Raw genomic sequence first — 16,732 nt, 5'->3', positions numbered from 1 at the left:
GCACAGATCGACATACCTGTTGCACCAGTGGCGATTGCCACGCGACACGACACTCACGGTCATGACGCCATGCTAACTGCCTGTGGGGCTGCACGGGGATCCAACCCCGGCGGCCCCGTCGGCCAGGGCGGGGAACGGCCGACGGTCCGGTACGGGGTTCCACCACCCGGCTTCTTCGGCGTAAGCCCATGTCGGCCCGGACTCGACGAACGCTGCCAACGCGTCGACGAGTCGGTCCACGTCGGCCGAGGAACTGCCGAGACCGATACTGGCCCGCACGGCACCGTCGGCATGACCGAGCCGGCGCAGCAGCGGGTGGGCGCAGAACTTTCCGTCGCGCACTCCGATGCCGTGTTCGGCCGACAGGTACGCCGCCACTTCACCGGGGTCGTGGCCGGCGACGGTGAAGGTGACGATGCCGACGACGTCGGGCGCGTCGGCCCACACCTGCAGCAGTTCGACACCCTTCAGTGCGGCCAACCCGTCCCGCAATCGGGTGGACAATTCCCGCTCGTGCGCCGTCGCGGCATCCTCGTCGAACGACGCGATGGCCTCGCACGCCGCCGCCAGCGCGGCGACTCCGAGCACGTTGGGCGTTCCCGCCTCGTGACGCTGCGGTGCGGGAGCCCAGTCGGTGTGCTCGATCGTCACACTGCGCACGGCACCGCCGCCGGCCAGGTGGGGCTCGCCCGCGTCGAGCCAATCACGGCTTCCCACAAGCACACCCGCGCCGAACGGGGCGTAGAGCTTGTGACCGGAGAACGCCAGATAGTCCACACCGAGTGCGGCGATGTCCACTCGACGGTGCGGAACGAGCTGTGCGCCGTCGACGACGATCCGGGCACCGTGGCGATGCGCGAGATCGGCCAGTTGCTCGATGGGGAGCACTTCGCCGGTGACGTTCGATGCACCCGTGATGGCCAGTAGCGCAGCAGGTTTCGCAGCCAGTTCGGAGTCGAGCCGGGCGAGCGTTTCGGCCAGCGTCGATGCCGCGACCACCACTCGGCGATTGCGCCACGGCAAGAGGTTGGCGTGGTGTTCGATATCGAGCACCACGGTATCCCCCGGCACGCACGCGGCCAACAGATTGAGCGAATCGGTGGTGTTGCGTGTGAACACGACCACTGAATTCGTCTGTGCACCAACGAATTCAGCCACGGTCTCACGCGCCTTCTCGTACGCCGCGGTGCACACCCGAGACGCGTAGCCGGCCCCGCGGTGCACGCTCGAATAGAACGGCAGCAACTCCGCGATCCGATCGGTCACTGCGGACAGCGCAGGCGCGCTGGCCGCGTAATCGAAATTGGCGTAGGTGCACGTGCCGCCGTGAACCAACGGAACCTGCAACTCCGTGCCGGAAACAGGGGCAAAAGGGGTGCAGGGACGGGAAAGTACAGACGTCATGACAGATCAAGCCCTCACGTTCGAGGGACCCGCAACGGAAGATATTCGTGAACGAGTCCGCGCTTGCCGCACCGATTGTTCGGTGTCAGCCTGGTCGTCACCCGGAGCACCCCACCGCGAAGGAGGGTTGCCGACCAGCAAGCCGGGGCTCGATGCTGGTACTCGTGACCGTGGTCAAGACACTGGCAAACCCGCCACGGTTTTGTCAAGCCGGGGATCGCTCCGACACAGCAGTAGGATTTCCGCGGTGGGAAGGCGCGCTCGTTCACCTGCTGGCAAACAGAACGTGAGATAACCAACGGCGCTGCTTTCCCCAGCACCACAAGAGTCATCTGCCAACGAACGAGAAGGACACCCGGTTGCCTGTGCACCAAGAGAACGATCTGCCGGGTTCGAGCACGGATATCGCACCTGCTCCGGCCGCGTTTCTCCGCTCGCCCCTTGCCCCGCCGGCCCGCACACTGATCGACGTACTGCAGGAGACCGCCGATCGCTTCCCGGATGCACCCGCGATCGACGACGGGACGGTGTCGGTCAGCTACGCCGAACTGCTGGACGACATCGCTGAGGGCGCCCAGTGGCTCGCCGACGCCGGTGTCCGGCGCGGCGACCGCGTCGGCATCAGGATGCCGTCGGGGTCCTTCTCGCTCTATGTCGCGATTCTGTCGATCCTCGACGTCGGGGCTGCGTACGTACCCGTCGACGCCGACGATCCGGAAGAGCGCGCCGAATTGGTCTTCGGTGAGGCGCAGGTGACGGCCATCGTCACTGCGGGCGGAATCGCTGCCGGCACCGCGCCGAAACAGAATGCGCCCGAACTGGGTGCCGGTACTCCGGTGCCCGAGCTGCCCACACCCGAGGACGACGCGTGGGTGATCTTCACCTCGGGTTCGACCGGAACCCCCAAAGGTGTTGCAGTCAGCCACCGTAACGCCGCGGCGTTCGTCGACGCCGAGGCCCGCATGTTTTTGCAGAAGGATCCGCTGGGTCCGGGCGACCGAGTGCTCGCCGGTCTGTCGGTGGCATTCGACGCCTCCTGCGAGGAGATGTGGCTGGCGTGGCGGCACGGTGCCTGTCTGGTGCCCGCGCCGCGGTCGTTGGTGCGGTCCGGTTTCGATCTGGGGCCGTGGCTCGTCTCCCGCGACATCAGTGTCGTTTCGACGGTGCCCACGCTCGCGTCGCTGTGGCCCGCAGTAGCGCTGGAAGCGGTGCGGCTGCTCATCTTCGGCGGCGAGGCCTGCCCGCCGGAGCTGGCCGAGCGGCTCGCCGTCGAGGGCCGCGAGGTCTGGAACACGTACGGTCCCACCGAGGCGACGGTCGTCGCCTGTGCGGCGATCATGGACGGCAAGGGCCCTGTCCGGATCGGCCTTCCCCTCGACGGGTGGGACCTGGCTGTGGTCGACGGTTCGGGACTACCCGTGCAGGTGGGTGAGATCGGCGAGCTGGTCATCGGCGGCGTCGGACTCGCGCGGTATCTCGATCCGGCCAAGGATGCCGAGAAGTACGCGCCCATGCCATCTCTCGGGTGGGAACGGGCGTATCGCAGCGGCGATCTGGTCAAGCTCGAGCTCGAAGGGCTCTTGTTCCAGGGTCGCGCCGACGATCAGGTCAAGCTCGGCGGGCGACGCATCGAGCTCGGCGAGATAGACAATGCGCTGCAAGCACTTCCGGGCGTCGGCGGCGCGGCGGCCGCCATCCGCAAGACGGCGGCCGGAAACTCGGTGTTGGTCGGATACCTCGCCAGCACCAATCCCGATTTCGATCTCGAAGCCGCACGCGAATTGCTCGCCGAGCAGTTGCCCGCGGCATTGGTGCCCAGGCTTGCGCTGGTCGACGAGATGCCCACGCGCACCTCGGGCAAGGTCGACCGCAACGCGCTGCCGTGGCCCCTGCCCGGCATGGCAGGAGCGTCCGCGCTCGGTGGGACGGCGGGCTGGGTGGCCGAACTGTGGACCAACATCCTCGGTGCGCAGGTCTCGGACGAGAGCGCCGATTTCTTCGCCAACGGGGGCGGCTCGCTCTCGGCCGCCCAGTTGGTGACGGCACTGCGCGAACGGTTCCCCGAGATCACCGTCGCGCAGCTGTACGACCACCCGCGGCTGGGTTCGCTGGCGCAGTATCTGGATGATTTGAAGCCGGTCGTCGAGGCCGTTCCCCGTGCGGTCGCCCCGACGTCGCGCACCGCGCAATGGGCGCAGATCGCGGCAACGGTTCCGTTGACCACCCTGACCGGATTGCAGTGGGTCACCTGGCTCGGGCTGCTCTTCAACGTCATGTCCTGGTTCGGCGACGTGCCCTGGGCCCCGACGCTGTCGTGGTGGTGGGTGCTCGTGGCATTCGTCCTGTTCATCACTCCGGTCGGCCGCATGGCGATCTCGGTGATCGGATCTCGCATCCTGTTGGCGGGCTTGAAACCCGGTGCGTATCGACGCGGCGGCAGCATGCACATCAGGCTCTGGGCGGCAACACGATTGACCGACGCCAGCGGTGCCTCGAACCTCTCGGGTGCGCCGTGGATGGTCTACTACGCGCGTGCGCTCGGTGCCAAGATCGGCAAGGGCGTCGACCTGCACACGATGCCGCCCGTCACCGGCATGCTCGAACTCGGCGACGGCTGTTCCATCGAGCCCGAGGTCGACCTGTCCGGGCACTGGATCGACGGCGATCTCGTCTACATCGGCGGCATCGAAATCGGTGCCGGTGCCACCGTCGGCGCACGCTCCACGTTGTTGCCCGGCACCAAGGTCGGCAAGAACGCGGTCGTCACGGCAGGCTCGGCCGTCGTCGGACGAGTGAAGGCCGGTCAGATGTGGTCCGGCTCGCCGGCTCAGAAGGTAGGCAAGGCCGACCATCCGTGGCCCGCCGAGACACCGCCGCGCGCCACGAAATGGGTGTTCGCGTACGGCGTCGCGTCCCTGTTCCTGTCCGGCATGGCACTGTTCTCCATCGGCGTCAGCCTCGTGCTGATGGGCTGGTGGATTCACACCGCGGACTCCGTGTTCGACGCCTTCGAACGTGGCCTGGTGATGTTGCCCGTCGCGACGCTGGTCTCGTTGGCGGTGTTCGCACTGATCACCGTCGTCGCGGTGCGGTTGCTCGGCATCGGACTCGTCGGCGGCTACCACCCGGTGCGCAGCCGTATCGGCTGGCAGGTCTGGGCCACCGAACGTCTGATGGACTCCGCGCGCACCTTCCTGTTCCCGCTCTATGCATCGCTGCTGACGCCGCACTGGCTTCGACTGCTGGGCGCGAAGATCGGCAAGGACGTCGAGGCGTCGACGGTGCTGATGATTCCCAAGTTCACCACCGTCGCCGACGGTGCGTTCCTGGCGGACGACACCATGGTCGCCAGTTACGAACTCGGCGGCGGTTGGATGCACCTGGGTGACGCCAAAGTGGGCAAGCGGGCGTTTCTCGGAAACTCCGGCATGACGGGACCGGGGCGGACCGTCCCGAAGAACGGTCTCGTTGCGGTGCTGTCGGCAACTCCGGACAAGGCGAAGTCGGGCTCGTCATGGCTCGGTAGTCCGCCGGTCCGGTTGCGCCGCGCGGCAGGCAGTGCCGACTCATCGCGCACGTTCGACCCGCCTCGGAAGTTGAAGATCGCCCGTTCACTCGTAGAGACGTGCCGGCTGATTCCCGTCGTCGTGACGTTCGGTATCGGGCTCGGCGTGTTGTTCGGACTGACCGCGATTGCCGACTCGATCGGCTACTGGCTCGCTGCCGCGCTCAGCGGTGTCGTGTTGCTCGTCGCCGGCTTCGTGGCTGCAGCGGTGTCGGCGGCCGCGAAGTGGCTGTGGGTCGGCCGGATCGGCAAGACCGATCATCCGCTGTGGAGTTCGTTCGTCTGGCGCAACGAGGTGGCCGACACGTTCGTCGAGACCGTCGCCGCACCGTGGTTCGCGCGCGCTGCCGAGGGCACCGCGGTGCTCAACATGTGGCTGCGGTGGCTCGGGGCGGACATCGGTCGAGGTGTGTGGTGCGAGACGTACTGGCTCCCCGAGGCAGACCTCGTGACGTTGGCCGACGGTGCGACGGTGAACCGAGGGTGCGTTGTGCAGACGCACCTGTTCCATGATCGGATCATGTCCATGGACACCGTCGATCTCGGCAGAGGCGCAACCCTGGGACCGCACTGTGTCGCTTTGCCGGCATCGGGTATAGGTGATGGTGCGACGGTGGGGCCTGCCTCTCTGGTGATGCGCGGCGATACGGTTCCCGCGCATACTCGTTGGCAGGGCAATCCGATCGCGCCGTGGGCCAAGGGTGATCCCTTTCCGCGGATTCGCGACGACCGAAACGAGGGGTGATCTTCAATGCCGGACAGGCTCGTGGCACCGGTGTTCGACGTCGACTCCAGTGACAATCCGATCGATACGTATCTTCCGCAGAACGGCAATCGCGGCTATCGCGTCTCGCGCTACGAACTCGACCTCGAGTACAAGGTCGAGAGCAACCGATTGACGGGCAAAGCGAAGATCACCGCGGTCACCACGGCGACGGTGTCGAAATTCGCGTTGGATCTCGGCCCGGCGATGAACGTGTCGAAGGTGTCGGTCAACGGGTCACGTTCGGTGAAGTTCAGCCACCAGCGGGGCAAGCTGAAGATCACTCCCGCCAAGCCCATCGCGTCCGGAGCGGCACTGGTGGTCACGGTGGCGTACGGCGGAACACCCAAGCCCATCAACGGTTTCTGGGGTGAGGTCGGCTGGGAGGAGCTCACCGAGGGATCGATCGTCGCGAGTCAGCCGAACGGTGCCGCATCGTGGTTTCCGTGTGACGACCACCCGGTGTCCAAGGCCAGCTACGGCATCACCATCACCACCGATTCGCCGTACTACGCGGTGGCCAACGGCACGTTGGTACGCAAGCAGACTCGGGCCAGCCGGACCACGTGGGTGTACGAGCAGCCCGAGCCGATGGCCAGCTATCTCGCGACCATTCAGGTCGGCCCGTACGAGCATCGCGTCGTCAGCCCGGGACCGGTGCCGATGAACGCGATCACGCCCCCGCGGCTACGAGCTCAGTTCGACCACGACTTCGGCCGTCAACCCCAGATGATGGACACCTTCGTACGGCTCTACGGCCCTTACCCTTTCGCGGCGTACACCGTGGTGGTGACCGACGACGATCTCGAAATCCCGGTCGAGGCGCAGGGCCTGTCCATCTTCGGTGCCAACCACTGTTCGGGTTCCCGGTACTACGAGCGCCTGGTTGCACACGAATTGGCCCACCAGTGGTTCGGCAATTCCCTCACCCTCGGCAAGTGGGCAGACATCTGGCTGCACGAAGGATTCGCCTGCTACTCGGAATGGATCTGGGCCGAGAACTCCGGCGGCGCAACGGCTCACGACAAGGCCAAGCGAGCGCACACCATTCAGCGAGGGCTCGCGATGGATCTGCAGCTCACCGATCCCGGGCCCGCCCGCATCTTCGACGACCGCGTCTACAAGCGGGGCGCGCTGGCCCTGCACGCACTGCGACGCACCATCGGCGACGAACGATTCTTCGGCCTGATCCAGGAATGGACCTCCAAATACCGCTACTCCACCGTGGCGACCGCCGACTTCACCGACCTCGCCTCCCGCTTCGGTTGCCCCCGAACCCTGTGGGACGCATGGCTTGTGGACACGCAATTGCCGTCGTTGCCGTAGATCCGGCGCTCGAATCGGCTCCCCGGTTTCGGAAATGTGCCTCCGGTCAGAGGCATATTTCCAAGTCTGGGGAGCCGATTGCCGTCAGCGATACCCGAGCGAGACCGCGAGGCCTGCCACGGCGTAGCCGTAGAGCGCCGACGTTGCCAGTGCTTGTCGCCAGAAGCTCGTCGGGAACGACGCCGCCCAGCGTCCCTTGCCGTCCAGTTGCAGATCGCAGGGGAAGTCGCTGATGACCATCGCTGAAGCCGGTTGTTTCGAGTGCGCCAGCACCACACCGGTGGTGAACGGCAGTCCCCGAACGAACAGGTGCCCGCGCGCATCCCCCGCTCGATAGCGCACCGTAGATTCCGTCAACGGTCCTGTGTACCAACGCCGTTGGACATTCCACCCGGTGGCGTGTGCGAGTCGGAGGTTGTGATCGCCGCGCAGTGCCGTGTCCACGGTCTCGACGTGTGCGATCACTCCCCAGCGCAGCATCGACACCCACGAGGCGATCCGTCGGTAGCGAAACACCAGAGCCCCGAACAGAACGATCGCGAACATGTACGGCACCAGCGCGGGATACCTGGACCAGCATGCGGCAGGCACGATCACTGCGACGAGAAACCAGTAGGCTTCGCGTCGATTCCAGACCGTGGCAGCAGCTACCAAAGCTGTCGGGGGCACCCGATACGGCGGGACCGTGCGCGAGGACTGCACCATGATGGCGCTGATCCTAGGGCCGAACCGGTCAGCGCGCACCCACTCGCGCGGTGCCCCGTCTGTTCCGGAGAATGCACCACGCCTGCGTACCATCCCCTGATGGCGAAACGGTGGTGGGGACTTGTCATTGCAGCCGCGGTTGCCGTGGCTCTGTTGTCGCTCGCCTCGAATGTCACGAGCGCAAGCCAGTTGTCCGCTCAGGCGAACACGTTGCTGGCCGTGCGCTCGACCTTCAGCAAACTGCTGAATTCCGGTGCCGTGTGGGCCGGCCTGCCTGTCCTGTCCGGCTGGCTGGTCCGACGGCCGCTGCACGCATTCGCGGCGGGGATCGTCGCGAGTCTGCTGGCGTTGGTGGTGCACTACGGTGTCGGGCAGTTGTTCGGGATGTTCGACGAGACCGTGTGGGCGGGGAACCGGATATGGTTCGCTCTCGCCGTTGTCATGGGCGGCCCGTTGGGCGTGGTCGGGGTCGTAGCGCGAGCCGGTGGCCTCCCGGGATCGATCGCGCGGCTCGTCGTCCCCGCCGGCGCGATCATCGAGCCGTCCTTTCGGGGCATGTTCAGCGTGCCGACGCTACTGCCGTGGCCCGAGCGTGTCGCCAGTGTCGCCGCAGGCGTAGTTCTCGTGGCCACCGGAATAGTGGGAGCCGCGGTGCTGATCCGCCAACGACGAAAGCAACACGTAGCGCACAGGAAGTCCCAGCATCCGGGCGCGGATCGACCGCACCCCAACCACATCGTCCGCTAGGACCACGGCGACGCGCACGACCCCTAGGGCAGGTGAGCCGACGTTTTCGATCGCACCACCAGGCCACACAGTGCCGCCATCACCGCGCCGAATCCGAAGATGATCGGATACGTGACCACCCCTGGCCAGGTCTCGGTCAGCGCCGACAGCACAGCGGGCACCGCAAAGCCGAGATACGTCAGCGAATAGAACACAGCGGTGAGGCCGGCGAGATCGTCGGGGCCCGCAATGCGTTGCACCTCTTGCAGACCCGAAACCAGCGCCATGCCGTATCCGCAACCGAGCACCGCTGCCGCGATCAATGCCGCGGCGATGGTGAGCACCGACGCTGCCCACGCCGCGACAGCCATACCGACCACCAACAGAGACAGCGCAACCAGAGCGCCGCGGGCATTGGCGGGTGTGTCGATCCGACGCCCGACAGCCTGGATCGCGAATCCGGAACCGAGGGCGATCACCGCCATCGCAGCGGACAGGGCGACGGGGTAACCGCCACCGGGCTCGTCGGCCAACGCGTCGGCCATCAGAGACGGCAGCACCGCATAGGCGACGCTGGCCGCACCGAAAACCCATGGGGCCAAGGGCAACACGACGAACAGGAACCGTCGATGCGACGCCGACGGAATTCTGAGATCGTCGACGAGGCTCTTCCTTCCCGATGATGCTGCGGCGCTGCGTGTCTCGGGGACCGACAGCATGCCGACGAACGCGGCGATGCAGATCAGCACGTGCACGCTGTACGCGAGGTGCGTCGGCCAGGGTGCCCACTGCGCCAGCACACCGGCGACGCCGGCTCCCAGGGCGAAGCCCGCCGTCAACGACATCGCGGCGCGGCGCGCTCCGGCACCGGGCTTGGCGGTGGCGTCGTGACCGGAGAGTTCCTTGACCCAGCTACCGCCGACGGCCATACCGATTCCGAGCGCGATGCCGCTGAGCACCCGCCCGCCGAAGAGCATGTAGGCGTTGTCGGGTCCGAGGGCGATCAGAATGGACCCGGCCGCGGCAATTGCAGGCGCGGGCAACATGATCGGGCGTCGGCCGAGTCGATCGGACAACGGACCACAGATCAGCATCGCCGGAATGATGCCCAGAACGTATGCGAACAGGAACGTGTCGACCACCACGGCAGAGAAGCCGTGGTCGAGTCGATACATCACCAAAAGCGGTGTGAATTCGTTGCCGCCCCAGGCGACGGCGAACATGCCGACGGCAACCAACAGCCAGCGTCTGGCCGTCGTCTGTCGGACGTCGTCGTCGATCATGGCCTCGGTCATCGTGTTCCCCCTCTGTCTGTGCGCAAGCCGTGCACCCTGAGCATGTGTTGTTCGACGGCTCGCTCGAATTCGTCTGCGTCCCCGGCTTCGATCAGGTCGGCGAGTCTGCGGTGGTCGTCGACGATGCGCAAGATCTGACCCGGATCACGGGTCAGGGATGCCGCGGTCATCCGCCGCTGTCGCTCGCGAAGTCCGTCGTAGAACGCGTCGAGTAACGGGTTGTTGCCTGCGCGGACGACGGTGCGATGGAAGTCTGCGTCGGCGGCACTGAACTCCGCTGCGGTGCCGTCGACTGCGAGCTTGTCCTGGATTCGCAGGTTGTCGCGTAGCGCCTCGACCACTCGTGCGCGGGCATCCGCATCGCCGACGAAGGCGCGAACACTGCCGGCCTCGACCAATCGCCTCGCGTCGACGACGCTCTCCGCCTCACCCACCGCGATGGGGACGACCAGCGCCCCGCGCTTGGGATACAGGCGCATCCATCCCTCGACCTGGAGGCGAAGGAATGCCTCGCGGACCGGCGTGCGGCTGATGTCGAGCCGCGTCGCGATCTCCCCTTCACTGACGAGCTCACCACCGGGAAGTTCCCCCGAAATGATGAGCTCCTTGACAGTCAGGTACGCCGTATCGGCTGCGGATCTCGTCTCGGACACAACATAGATACTAGATGCGCCTCACGCTGATACCAACCCGGGACCATCCGAAGAGCCACTCGACGTGACATTGACCCCCGAAAAGGCCACCACATGTCACATTGACTCCCCGCGGGGAGTCCAGAGGGAGCCAGCGGTCAGGGCACCCAGTGTCTGGCGGCGATGTCGTCGATCACCGGGTCTCCGTCGGGGGCTGCGTCCAGTGCTTCGAGGTCGTCGCGCAGTGCGTTCAGGCGTGGGTCGTCCCCCTCGGCCTGCTCGGCTGCCGTGCCTCCGTCGTCGGCGATCTGGGCGAGCAGTTTCGCTCGCACCCGATCTCGCAGTGAGTCGCTCATTCGTCGTCACCCTTCTTGAACACGCGTCGGGCCGTGGGGATGAGCGCGATGAGCACGCCCAGCAGCACGATGATCGAGAAGATTTGCAGCAGCACAGCAGCCTCCTAGGGATGTCAGGTCGGGGCGAGGGCGGTGCCCCACGCAGTGTTGCGCACCACGGTGAACAAGACCAATAGGGCAACCCCGACGACGACGGTCGGGCGATTGGGACGAGGCAGCGTCAGTGGCGTCTGCGTCCATCGTGCTCGCAGCCACGCGGCCCAGACACCGATTGCGACGACACCGAGCAGCACCGCCACGACGTTGCTCGACGCGGCAGCCGCGATGTCTCCGCGGGTGAGGTCGCCGAAAGCCCTGGTCGCGCCGCATCCCGGACACCACAGTCCGGTGAGGGCGTGGAAGGGGCACGGCAGGTACGTCGAGCTTTGGGGATCGCGGACGTGCAACAGGATGGCACCGCCGACCGCTGCTCCCGCCACCCCCAGGGGTGCGACGATGCTGCGGGACCGCGTTGCCATGACCAGCAGTCCATCACGGTTCGACGATGATCGTCGCGGTCATGTCGGGGTGCGGGGTGCAGTGGTAGGTGTAGGTGCCCGCGGTGTCGAAGGTGTGGGTGAACTGCCCCGACTGCATCAGTTCGCTGCGGAACGACTTGTCGTCGGCGACGACATTGTGCGCCATCGCGCGGTCGGAGAAAACCCAGGTCACGGTCTCGCCCGCAGTGATCGTCAGAGACTGCGGCGTGAACATCCGATCGGCGACGGTCACCTGGTTCTCGGCAGCGGGCTCGGCGGGTGCGGCCGGGGTGGTCGAGGTGGAGCAGGCGGTCGCGGCCAATGTGATCGACAGTGCCGCGAGCAGTCCGAGTGCCTTCATGACCTCGACGGTACCGAAGCGGCTCGTTCTCTCCGATCCAGCAGGTAGGTCGCCGTCAGCGCGATCGAGCGGTCCTCATCCTGAGTCAGCTCGCGCAGAGCCTGCGCCGCCGCCGGACCCGGAATGCTGGCCAGTGCCTGGGTCACCCGTAGGCGCGCCGCAATCTCACTCGGGCCGTCCATGAGGGCCGCGACCGTGGAGTCTGCATACCCGAGCTCACCGAGCACGTCTGCCGCGTCCACATCGTTCGTACCCTCGTGGACCATCTCGATCAGCACCGCAATCGCGTCGACGATTCCTCGGGCACCCAGTTCCAGCGCCGCGAGTCGTCGTACCTGCCCGTCCTCGTGGCCCAGCGCCTCCCGCAGCACCTCGGTGGCGTCGGGATGCGGAATCTCGACGACGGTATCGACGGCGCGGCGACGCACCTCGGGATCCGGTGAGTCGAGGCCCTGCCGCAGCGCCGAGACGGCGTCGCTCCCGGTCTGCGCGAGTGCCCATCGCAGCGCGCCGGCGACGTTGGTTGCGGGCTCGCGCAACACCGCCTCGGCCAGAGCCTCGGCCGGGATGGGGCGATCTCCGACGGAGGACAATGCCGCAGACTGCCGCTTCCCCGCGCTCACCGAGTCCAGGTCTCCGAGCATGCCGATGACACCGAGGACGTCCTCCCAATCCTCCGGTCGGGCGCTTCCGATGCGGCGCAACCGTGTCAGCAACTCGGTGTCTCGTGCGATGCGCTCCTCGGCTAGGGCCGCGAGCTCGTCGACGAGTCCCGACGCCGCGAAACTCGGATCGTCCAGTGCACGCCCGACGTCGTGCAGGGACAACCCGAGCGACCGGAGCGATTCGACGTGGAACAGGCGGCGCACGTCGGCCGGGGAGTATTCGCGGTAGCCGGTGCCAGTCCGCGAGGTCGGCTGCACGAGCCCGAGCCGGTCGTAGTGCCGAAGCATGCGCGCGCTGACTCCGGACCGCCGCGCCACCTCACCGATCAACATCTGCCTATATTCACCCCGTCGGGTCGGATGCGCCAAGTGCATCGACGCGCTGGGCCTCGAACAGTGCAAATCCGCTGTCGGGGTCGCGGAGCAGCGACTCCGTCGCCAGCGCGTGCGCGCGAACAGCAACATCCTTGCTCGACGCGGCCTCGCGCACCATCGGCTCGATCACCGACCCGAGTTCCACCAGCGCGCGGCTGAGGCTGCGCTGCAACTCCCGCCCGCCTCGCCCCAGCTGAGTGGACAGCGTCGTCGCCAACCACTGCTCGCTGCCGTCGGGGACCAGGACGACCGCCGCCCGCCACGCGCTTCGGGCCACCTCGTCGTCGGAGTCGGAGATGAGCGGCTCGGTGATCACCGGCCAGGCCGCCCGGTCCTTGACCTTCGACAACGTGTGCAACGCCTGGCTGCGAGCCTGCGCGCCGCCGGTGCGCACTTCGTGCATCAGCCTGGGCACCGTCGATGCAGCGGGGAGACGAATCAGCGCCCACGTCAACATCTCTCGAACCTGAAAATCCGGTTCGACGGCGCAACGCTCGAGCAGCGCGTCAAGGAGTTCTGGGTTCTTCGATATTCCGATGTCGAGCGCAGCCCGAAGCCGCACGGAAGAGTTCTGGTGCCGAAGTGAGTCGATCATGGCCGTCAGCCAAGACCTTGTCACCGTGTGAAGGTCAAGCCCGGGTCAGGACGTCCGCGAGCGTCCGATTCATGATGTTCAGCGCCCGCACCGCGACCCGCACCGGGCCGGGCGAGTTCGCGCTGGTGAGCAACACATCCAACACCGTTGTGTCGGTGACCTTCTCGGGCTGGCCCACCCGCTTGCCTGCGATCGCGGCCTCCACGTGCCGGGCGGTGTCCCGCACCAGCGCCGCAGCGTCGCGCAGGGCCTGGGCAGTATCGGCCGAGGGTGCCGTCTCCGGTTCGGCACGCGACGCCAGCACTCCGGCTCGCGCGAGTGCGTGGGCGGATCGGCCGCTGACGGTCAGCACCCGCAGTAATCGCTTCGCCCCTCGCCGGCTGCGGGTCGTCGGCCCGAGCACGAGCGGCTTCCCCGCCGTCACGACCTCCTTCAGCGCATTGTCGAGCGTGCGCGTCGACGCCACCAGGTCGGTGGCATTTCCCGGAGTGATCACCGATTCGACGCTGGTGTCGATCAGGGCGTCCAGTTGGTCGAGATACGTATCGACCTTGTCCACCAATGTCTTTCGTGTTCCGGTCGAGAAGATGAAGTAGGCGGACACAATACCGACGGCTCCGCCGACTGCAGTCTCGATGATCCGTAGTTCGAGAACTTCGATGCTGAACGTGCCGAGCAGCCCGTAGAGCATCGCGAGCAGGATGGTGACGAAGAACGACAGCAGCGCATACGCGACGGTCACCAGGTAGAACGCGAAGAACACACAGACGACGATGAGCACCAGCTGAACGGATTGGTGATTGCCGACGAGTGCCGCGATCACCACTCCCGCAAGCACTCCCGCCATCGTGCCGAGGATGCGTTGACCGGCTCTGGTCAGAATCTCGCCGCGCGTCGACGCCCCGGTGAACACCAGGAACGCCGTCAGCACGGCCCAGTACCAGCGGTCCGGCGAAACCAACTCCCCCAATACCGTTGCCGCGCTGGTCGCGACAGCAACCTGGATTGCCGCCTTGGTGCTGGGGTTCAGGCCGGCAGGCTCGTCCTTGTCCGCCGGCTCGAGAGCAGCCTGTCGAGGGCTCGACGTGACAGCCACCGCGTTGGTGGTGATGTGATGAATGGCGATGTGTGCCTGCACCGCTCGTTGCGCGGACACCGTCGCGATACCGGCGGGGGTCGACGGGTCGGCGCGCTCGGCCGCCGTGGCGGCCAACCGTCGGGCGGCCTTGAGTTGCTCGGCGGACGGGGCGTTCTGCAAGCACGATCCCAGTGCGGTAGTCGCTTGCCCCAGTGCGGTCGGCCACGGCTTGGCCGGATCGAGAGCCCACAGTGAGCTGACGAGTTGTTCGGTGGCGATCTGGGCGTCGAACACACGAAGCGACAGGTCGGTACTCGTCACGCTGAGCAGTTGTCCCGCGTCGTGACGGTCGAGCCAGTCGTCGATCATCAGGGCGGTGTTTCCGAGCCGATCGAGCCTGCGCCGCAACAGTTCCAGATCACGGTCCTCACGCGCCGATGCCGCCGCGAGCACCGATTCCGATACCGCTCGCATGGCGTACAGCAGCCGCCGCACCTCCACGATCGGTCGGTCCGGAAAGACCACCGCCCGTACGAACAGAGCGATGAGCACTCCGCCGACGATCGCCGCGATCAGCATCGGCACTTGCCCCGGGGTCGCCTGAAGGAACAACGCGAAGAAGTACGAGATGAACGCGACCATGCCGAGCGCGGTGCCACGGGGTCCGAATCTGCGCACCCATACGGCCGCGAACAACACCGCGATGAATCCGACGTCGGCCACCGCGCCGAGCCGCGAGAGCAGCGCCGCGACCGTCACTGCCGCCGAGGCGGGCAGCACCATCAGGGCGGTGGTGACGAGCCGGCTGTGCTGGTCTTTGTCCTTGACCGACGCCGACGCCTGCATCGCCACCACGGTGCCGAGCATCGCCACGGTGACCGGCTGGCCGATGGCGCGAGTACCGAGCAGCAGGACCACCATCGCGAGCAACACCGTCAGCGTCGTCGCCGAGGCACCGCGCAGCCGTAACTGCCCGGGATCCGACGCGTCGAGGATGCGGGCGAGGCGGTTCATTCCCCGATTCTGCGCTACGGCTCAGCCCCGTGCGGCCCGGATAGCGGGGGCCGACGAATGCGGTAGCAGCCTGTTCATGTCCGCCGGCGTGATCACGTCGACCGTCGCCGACTCGTCCAGCCGGTAGGGCTGAGTGGAGATGATGCCGGCGAGGTGTTTGCGCAGGCGCGACATCTCGGCCCGCACGGTGATCGCGCGGCCGTCGTCGCCGAAGAGGTCGGCAGCCATCTGCGACGCGGTGCGTCCCTGCCGGTGGATGGCCAGCAGGTACAGAATCTCGGCGTGCCGGGGCGTCGGCTCGTGGGTCCACTTCCCCACCTCGCTGCGCACCTCGATACGAGGCTTCTGCGAATCGCGCAGGTCGATGCGAATCGTCGTCGTATTGCCGGACTCCGCGACGAACGAGTCCGCCGAGTCGCCAGGAGTGGAGCCGGCGGAACGCCCATGAGAAGTGGGGCGCACCAGCCATCCACCGGGCAGGGGTTCGAAGTCGCACACGCCGAGGCTCGGCAGCCAGAAGCGTCCCGTCGCGAGGTCCTCGGGCAGCAGGATGCGATTGCGCAGTGCCACCGATTCGACGGCCGCGACCCACCCGTTCGCGTCGACGGCCAGCGCCGGGGACTGCAGGCGCGCCAGCATCGGTGCGGCCACCGAACGCAGTCGATCCAGGGTGGTTCGGTGAATCTCGCGCAGCTGCGATTCCGCCAACCTCGCCACGGCGTCCACCAGGGCGATGGTGGTGGGGTGCACCGTCTTGGCCGGCCCGCTGACGTCGATGGCGCCGAGCACCTGGCCGGTACGCGGATCGCGAATGGGCGCTCCGGCGCAGGTCCACGAATGATGGCTGCGCACATAGTGTTCGGCCGAGAAGATCTGCACAGCGCGGCGTGAGACCAAGGCTGTCCCGATGGCATTGGTGCCCACCGAGTCCTCGGCCCAGTTGGCCCCTTCGACGAATCCGAGGCCGTCGGCGCGGTCGAGCACCGACGTCGATCCGCTGCGCCACAGCACTCGACCGTTCCGATCGGCGACGACGAGAATGTTGTCGCCGTCCTGCACCACCGATTCCAAGCCACGGGCGAGGTCGTCCAGAATGTCGAACAACCCCGATTCCCGTCGACTGAACTCGAGATCGGACGCGTCCATCTGTCTCTCGGCAGGATTGCCCAGTTCCGGGTCGATACCGAGGGTCTGCAACCGCCGCCAGGAGTCACCGATGACCTCGCGGGGACGCGCGGGAGACTTCCCGCCGGTCATGGTCGCGTCGTACACGGCAGTGAGAATCTGCGCGTAGCGGCGCGGGTCTTCGCCGGCCGCCAGCGCAGGTTCAGGGCCTGTCGACTGCGTCATCGCT

General features: G+C 66.8%; 14 protein-coding genes and 1 riboswitch. Of the genes, 3 read left to right on the top strand and 11 right to left on the bottom strand.

Annotation, left to right across the window (positions count from 1 at the left end):
- Positions 1-72: 72 nt before the first annotated feature.
- A complete protein-coding gene (locus tag CH268_RS15360; protein WP_094664812.1) occupies positions 73-1,404 on the bottom strand; it encodes an aminotransferase class V-fold PLP-dependent enzyme in 1,332 nt (443 codons plus the stop codon).
- Positions 1,405-1,458: 54 nt separating this feature from the next.
- A riboswitch (SAM riboswitch) is annotated at positions 1,459-1,574 on the bottom strand.
- A gap of 195 nt (positions 1,575-1,769) precedes the next feature.
- Here CH268_RS15360 and CH268_RS15355 point away from each other — a divergent pair.
- Both CH268_RS15355 and CH268_RS15350 read left to right on the top strand, forming a co-directional pair.
- Complete coding sequence (locus CH268_RS15355) at positions 1,770-5,714, top strand: Pls/PosA family non-ribosomal peptide synthetase (protein ID WP_255182404.1); 3,945 nt, start codon at positions 1,770-1,772, stop codon at positions 5,712-5,714.
- Between the two features lie 6 nt (positions 5,715-5,720).
- Positions 5,721-7,058 (top strand): M1 family metallopeptidase, encoded by a 1,338-nt coding sequence (locus CH268_RS15350; RefSeq protein ID WP_032391337.1) that lies wholly within the window; start codon positions 5,721-5,723, stop codon positions 7,056-7,058.
- 84 nt (positions 7,059-7,142) lie between these two features.
- On the opposite strand, the gene CH268_RS15345 is transcribed toward CH268_RS15350, so the two are convergent.
- Positions 7,143-7,763, bottom strand: coding sequence for a hypothetical protein (locus CH268_RS15345; RefSeq protein ID WP_094664814.1), 621 nt, complete (start codon positions 7,761-7,763; stop codon positions 7,143-7,145).
- A gap of 99 nt (positions 7,764-7,862) precedes the next feature.
- Between CH268_RS15345 and CH268_RS15340 the strand changes: the two genes are divergently transcribed.
- A complete protein-coding gene (locus tag CH268_RS15340; RefSeq protein ID WP_255182402.1) occupies positions 7,863-8,510 on the top strand; it encodes a DUF6518 family protein in 648 nt (215 codons plus the stop codon).
- A 23-nt stretch (positions 8,511-8,533) separates the two neighbouring features.
- Here CH268_RS15340 and CH268_RS15335 read toward each other — a convergent pair whose 3' ends face one another.
- From CH268_RS15335 to CH268_RS15295, 9 genes are all read right to left on the bottom strand, one after another.
- Positions 8,534-9,784 carry an MFS transporter gene (locus CH268_RS15335; RefSeq protein WP_094664816.1) on the bottom strand — a complete coding sequence of 417 codons (1,251 nt, stop codon included), beginning with the start codon at positions 9,782-9,784 and terminating at the stop codon, positions 8,534-8,536.
- Positions 9,781-10,437, bottom strand: a complete 657-nt coding sequence (locus CH268_RS15330) for a GntR family transcriptional regulator (protein WP_094664818.1) — start codon at positions 10,435-10,437, stop codon at positions 9,781-9,783. The genes CH268_RS15335 and CH268_RS15330 overlap by 4 nt, the downstream gene beginning before the upstream one ends.
- Positions 10,438-10,574: 137 nt before the next feature.
- Positions 10,575-10,772, bottom strand: coding sequence for a hypothetical protein (locus CH268_RS15325; RefSeq protein WP_027494394.1), 198 nt, complete (start codon positions 10,770-10,772; stop codon positions 10,575-10,577).
- A 113-nt stretch (positions 10,773-10,885) separates the two neighbouring features.
- Entirely contained in the window at positions 10,886-11,290 is a 405-nt protein-coding gene (locus tag CH268_RS15320; protein ID WP_094664820.1) for a DUF2752 domain-containing protein, read from the bottom strand.
- 13 nt (positions 11,291-11,303) lie between these two features.
- Positions 11,304-11,651 (bottom strand): cupredoxin domain-containing protein, encoded by a 348-nt coding sequence (locus CH268_RS15315; RefSeq protein WP_094664822.1) that lies wholly within the window; start codon positions 11,649-11,651, stop codon positions 11,304-11,306.
- Positions 11,648-12,649 carry a HEAT repeat domain-containing protein gene (locus CH268_RS15310; RefSeq protein WP_094664824.1) on the bottom strand — a complete coding sequence of 334 codons (1,002 nt, stop codon included), beginning with the start codon at positions 12,647-12,649 and terminating at the stop codon, positions 11,648-11,650. The genes CH268_RS15315 and CH268_RS15310 overlap by 4 nt, the downstream gene beginning before the upstream one ends.
- 10 nt (positions 12,650-12,659) lie before the next feature.
- The gene (locus tag CH268_RS15305) at positions 12,660-13,286 is read right to left on the bottom strand and encodes a HEAT repeat domain-containing protein (protein ID WP_094664826.1); all 627 of its coding nucleotides are present in this window, start codon (positions 13,284-13,286) and stop codon (positions 12,660-12,662) included.
- 34 nt (positions 13,287-13,320) lie between these two features.
- Positions 13,321-15,378 carry an FUSC family protein gene (locus CH268_RS15300; protein WP_094664828.1) on the bottom strand — a complete coding sequence of 686 codons (2,058 nt, stop codon included), beginning with the start codon at positions 15,376-15,378 and terminating at the stop codon, positions 13,321-13,323.
- Positions 15,379-15,399: 21 nt separating this feature from the next.
- The gene (locus tag CH268_RS15295) at positions 15,400-16,728 is read right to left on the bottom strand and encodes a GAF domain-containing protein (RefSeq protein ID WP_094664830.1); all 1,329 of its coding nucleotides are present in this window, start codon (positions 16,726-16,728) and stop codon (positions 15,400-15,402) included.
- Positions 16,729-16,732 lie beyond the last annotated feature (4 nt).

The organism is Rhodococcus sp. 06-1460-1B (assembly GCF_002258475.1).
GTDB classification, from domain to species: Bacteria; Actinomycetota; Actinomycetes; order Mycobacteriales; family Mycobacteriaceae; genus Rhodococcoides; species Rhodococcoides fascians.
Note: the sequence above shows the minus strand (reverse complement) of the source record. Positions and strands in the feature narration are given on the sequence as shown.

Bases quoted from the DNA above. Each gene is read 5' to 3' on its own strand.
- CH268_RS15360 (WP_094664812.1), bottom strand. From the start codon at position 1,404: ATGACGTCTGTACTTTCCCGTCCCTGCACCCCTTTTGCCCCTGTTTCC.
- CH268_RS15350 (WP_032391337.1), top strand. From the start codon at position 5,721: ATGCCGGACAGGCTCGTGGCACCGGTGTTCGACGTCGACTCCAGTGAC.
- CH268_RS15345 (WP_094664814.1), bottom strand. From the start codon at position 7,763: ATGGTGCAGTCCTCGCGCACGGTCCCGCCGTATCGGGTGCCCCCGACA.
- CH268_RS15340 (WP_255182402.1), top strand. From the start codon at position 7,863: ATGGCGAAACGGTGGTGGGGACTTGTCATTGCAGCCGCGGTTGCCGTG.
- CH268_RS15335 (WP_094664816.1), bottom strand. From the start codon at position 9,784: ATGACCGAGGCCATGATCGACGACGACGTCCGACAGACGACGGCCAGA.
- CH268_RS15325 (WP_027494394.1), bottom strand. From the start codon at position 10,772: ATGAGCGACTCACTGCGAGATCGGGTGCGAGCGAAACTGCTCGCCCAG.
- CH268_RS15320 (WP_094664820.1), bottom strand. From the start codon at position 11,290: ATGGCAACGCGGTCCCGCAGCATCGTCGCACCCCTGGGGGTGGCGGGA.
- CH268_RS15315 (WP_094664822.1), bottom strand. From the start codon at position 11,651: ATGAAGGCACTCGGACTGCTCGCGGCACTGTCGATCACATTGGCCGCG.
- CH268_RS15310 (WP_094664824.1), bottom strand. From the start codon at position 12,649: ATGTTGATCGGTGAGGTGGCGCGGCGGTCCGGAGTCAGCGCGCGCATG.
- CH268_RS15305 (WP_094664826.1), bottom strand. From the start codon at position 13,286: ATGATCGACTCACTTCGGCACCAGAACTCTTCCGTGCGGCTTCGGGCT.
- CH268_RS15300 (WP_094664828.1), bottom strand. From the start codon at position 15,378: ATGAACCGCCTCGCCCGCATCCTCGACGCGTCGGATCCCGGGCAGTTA.
- CH268_RS15295 (WP_094664830.1), bottom strand. From the start codon at position 16,728: ATGACGCAGTCGACAGGCCCTGAACCTGCGCTGGCGGCCGGCGAAGAC.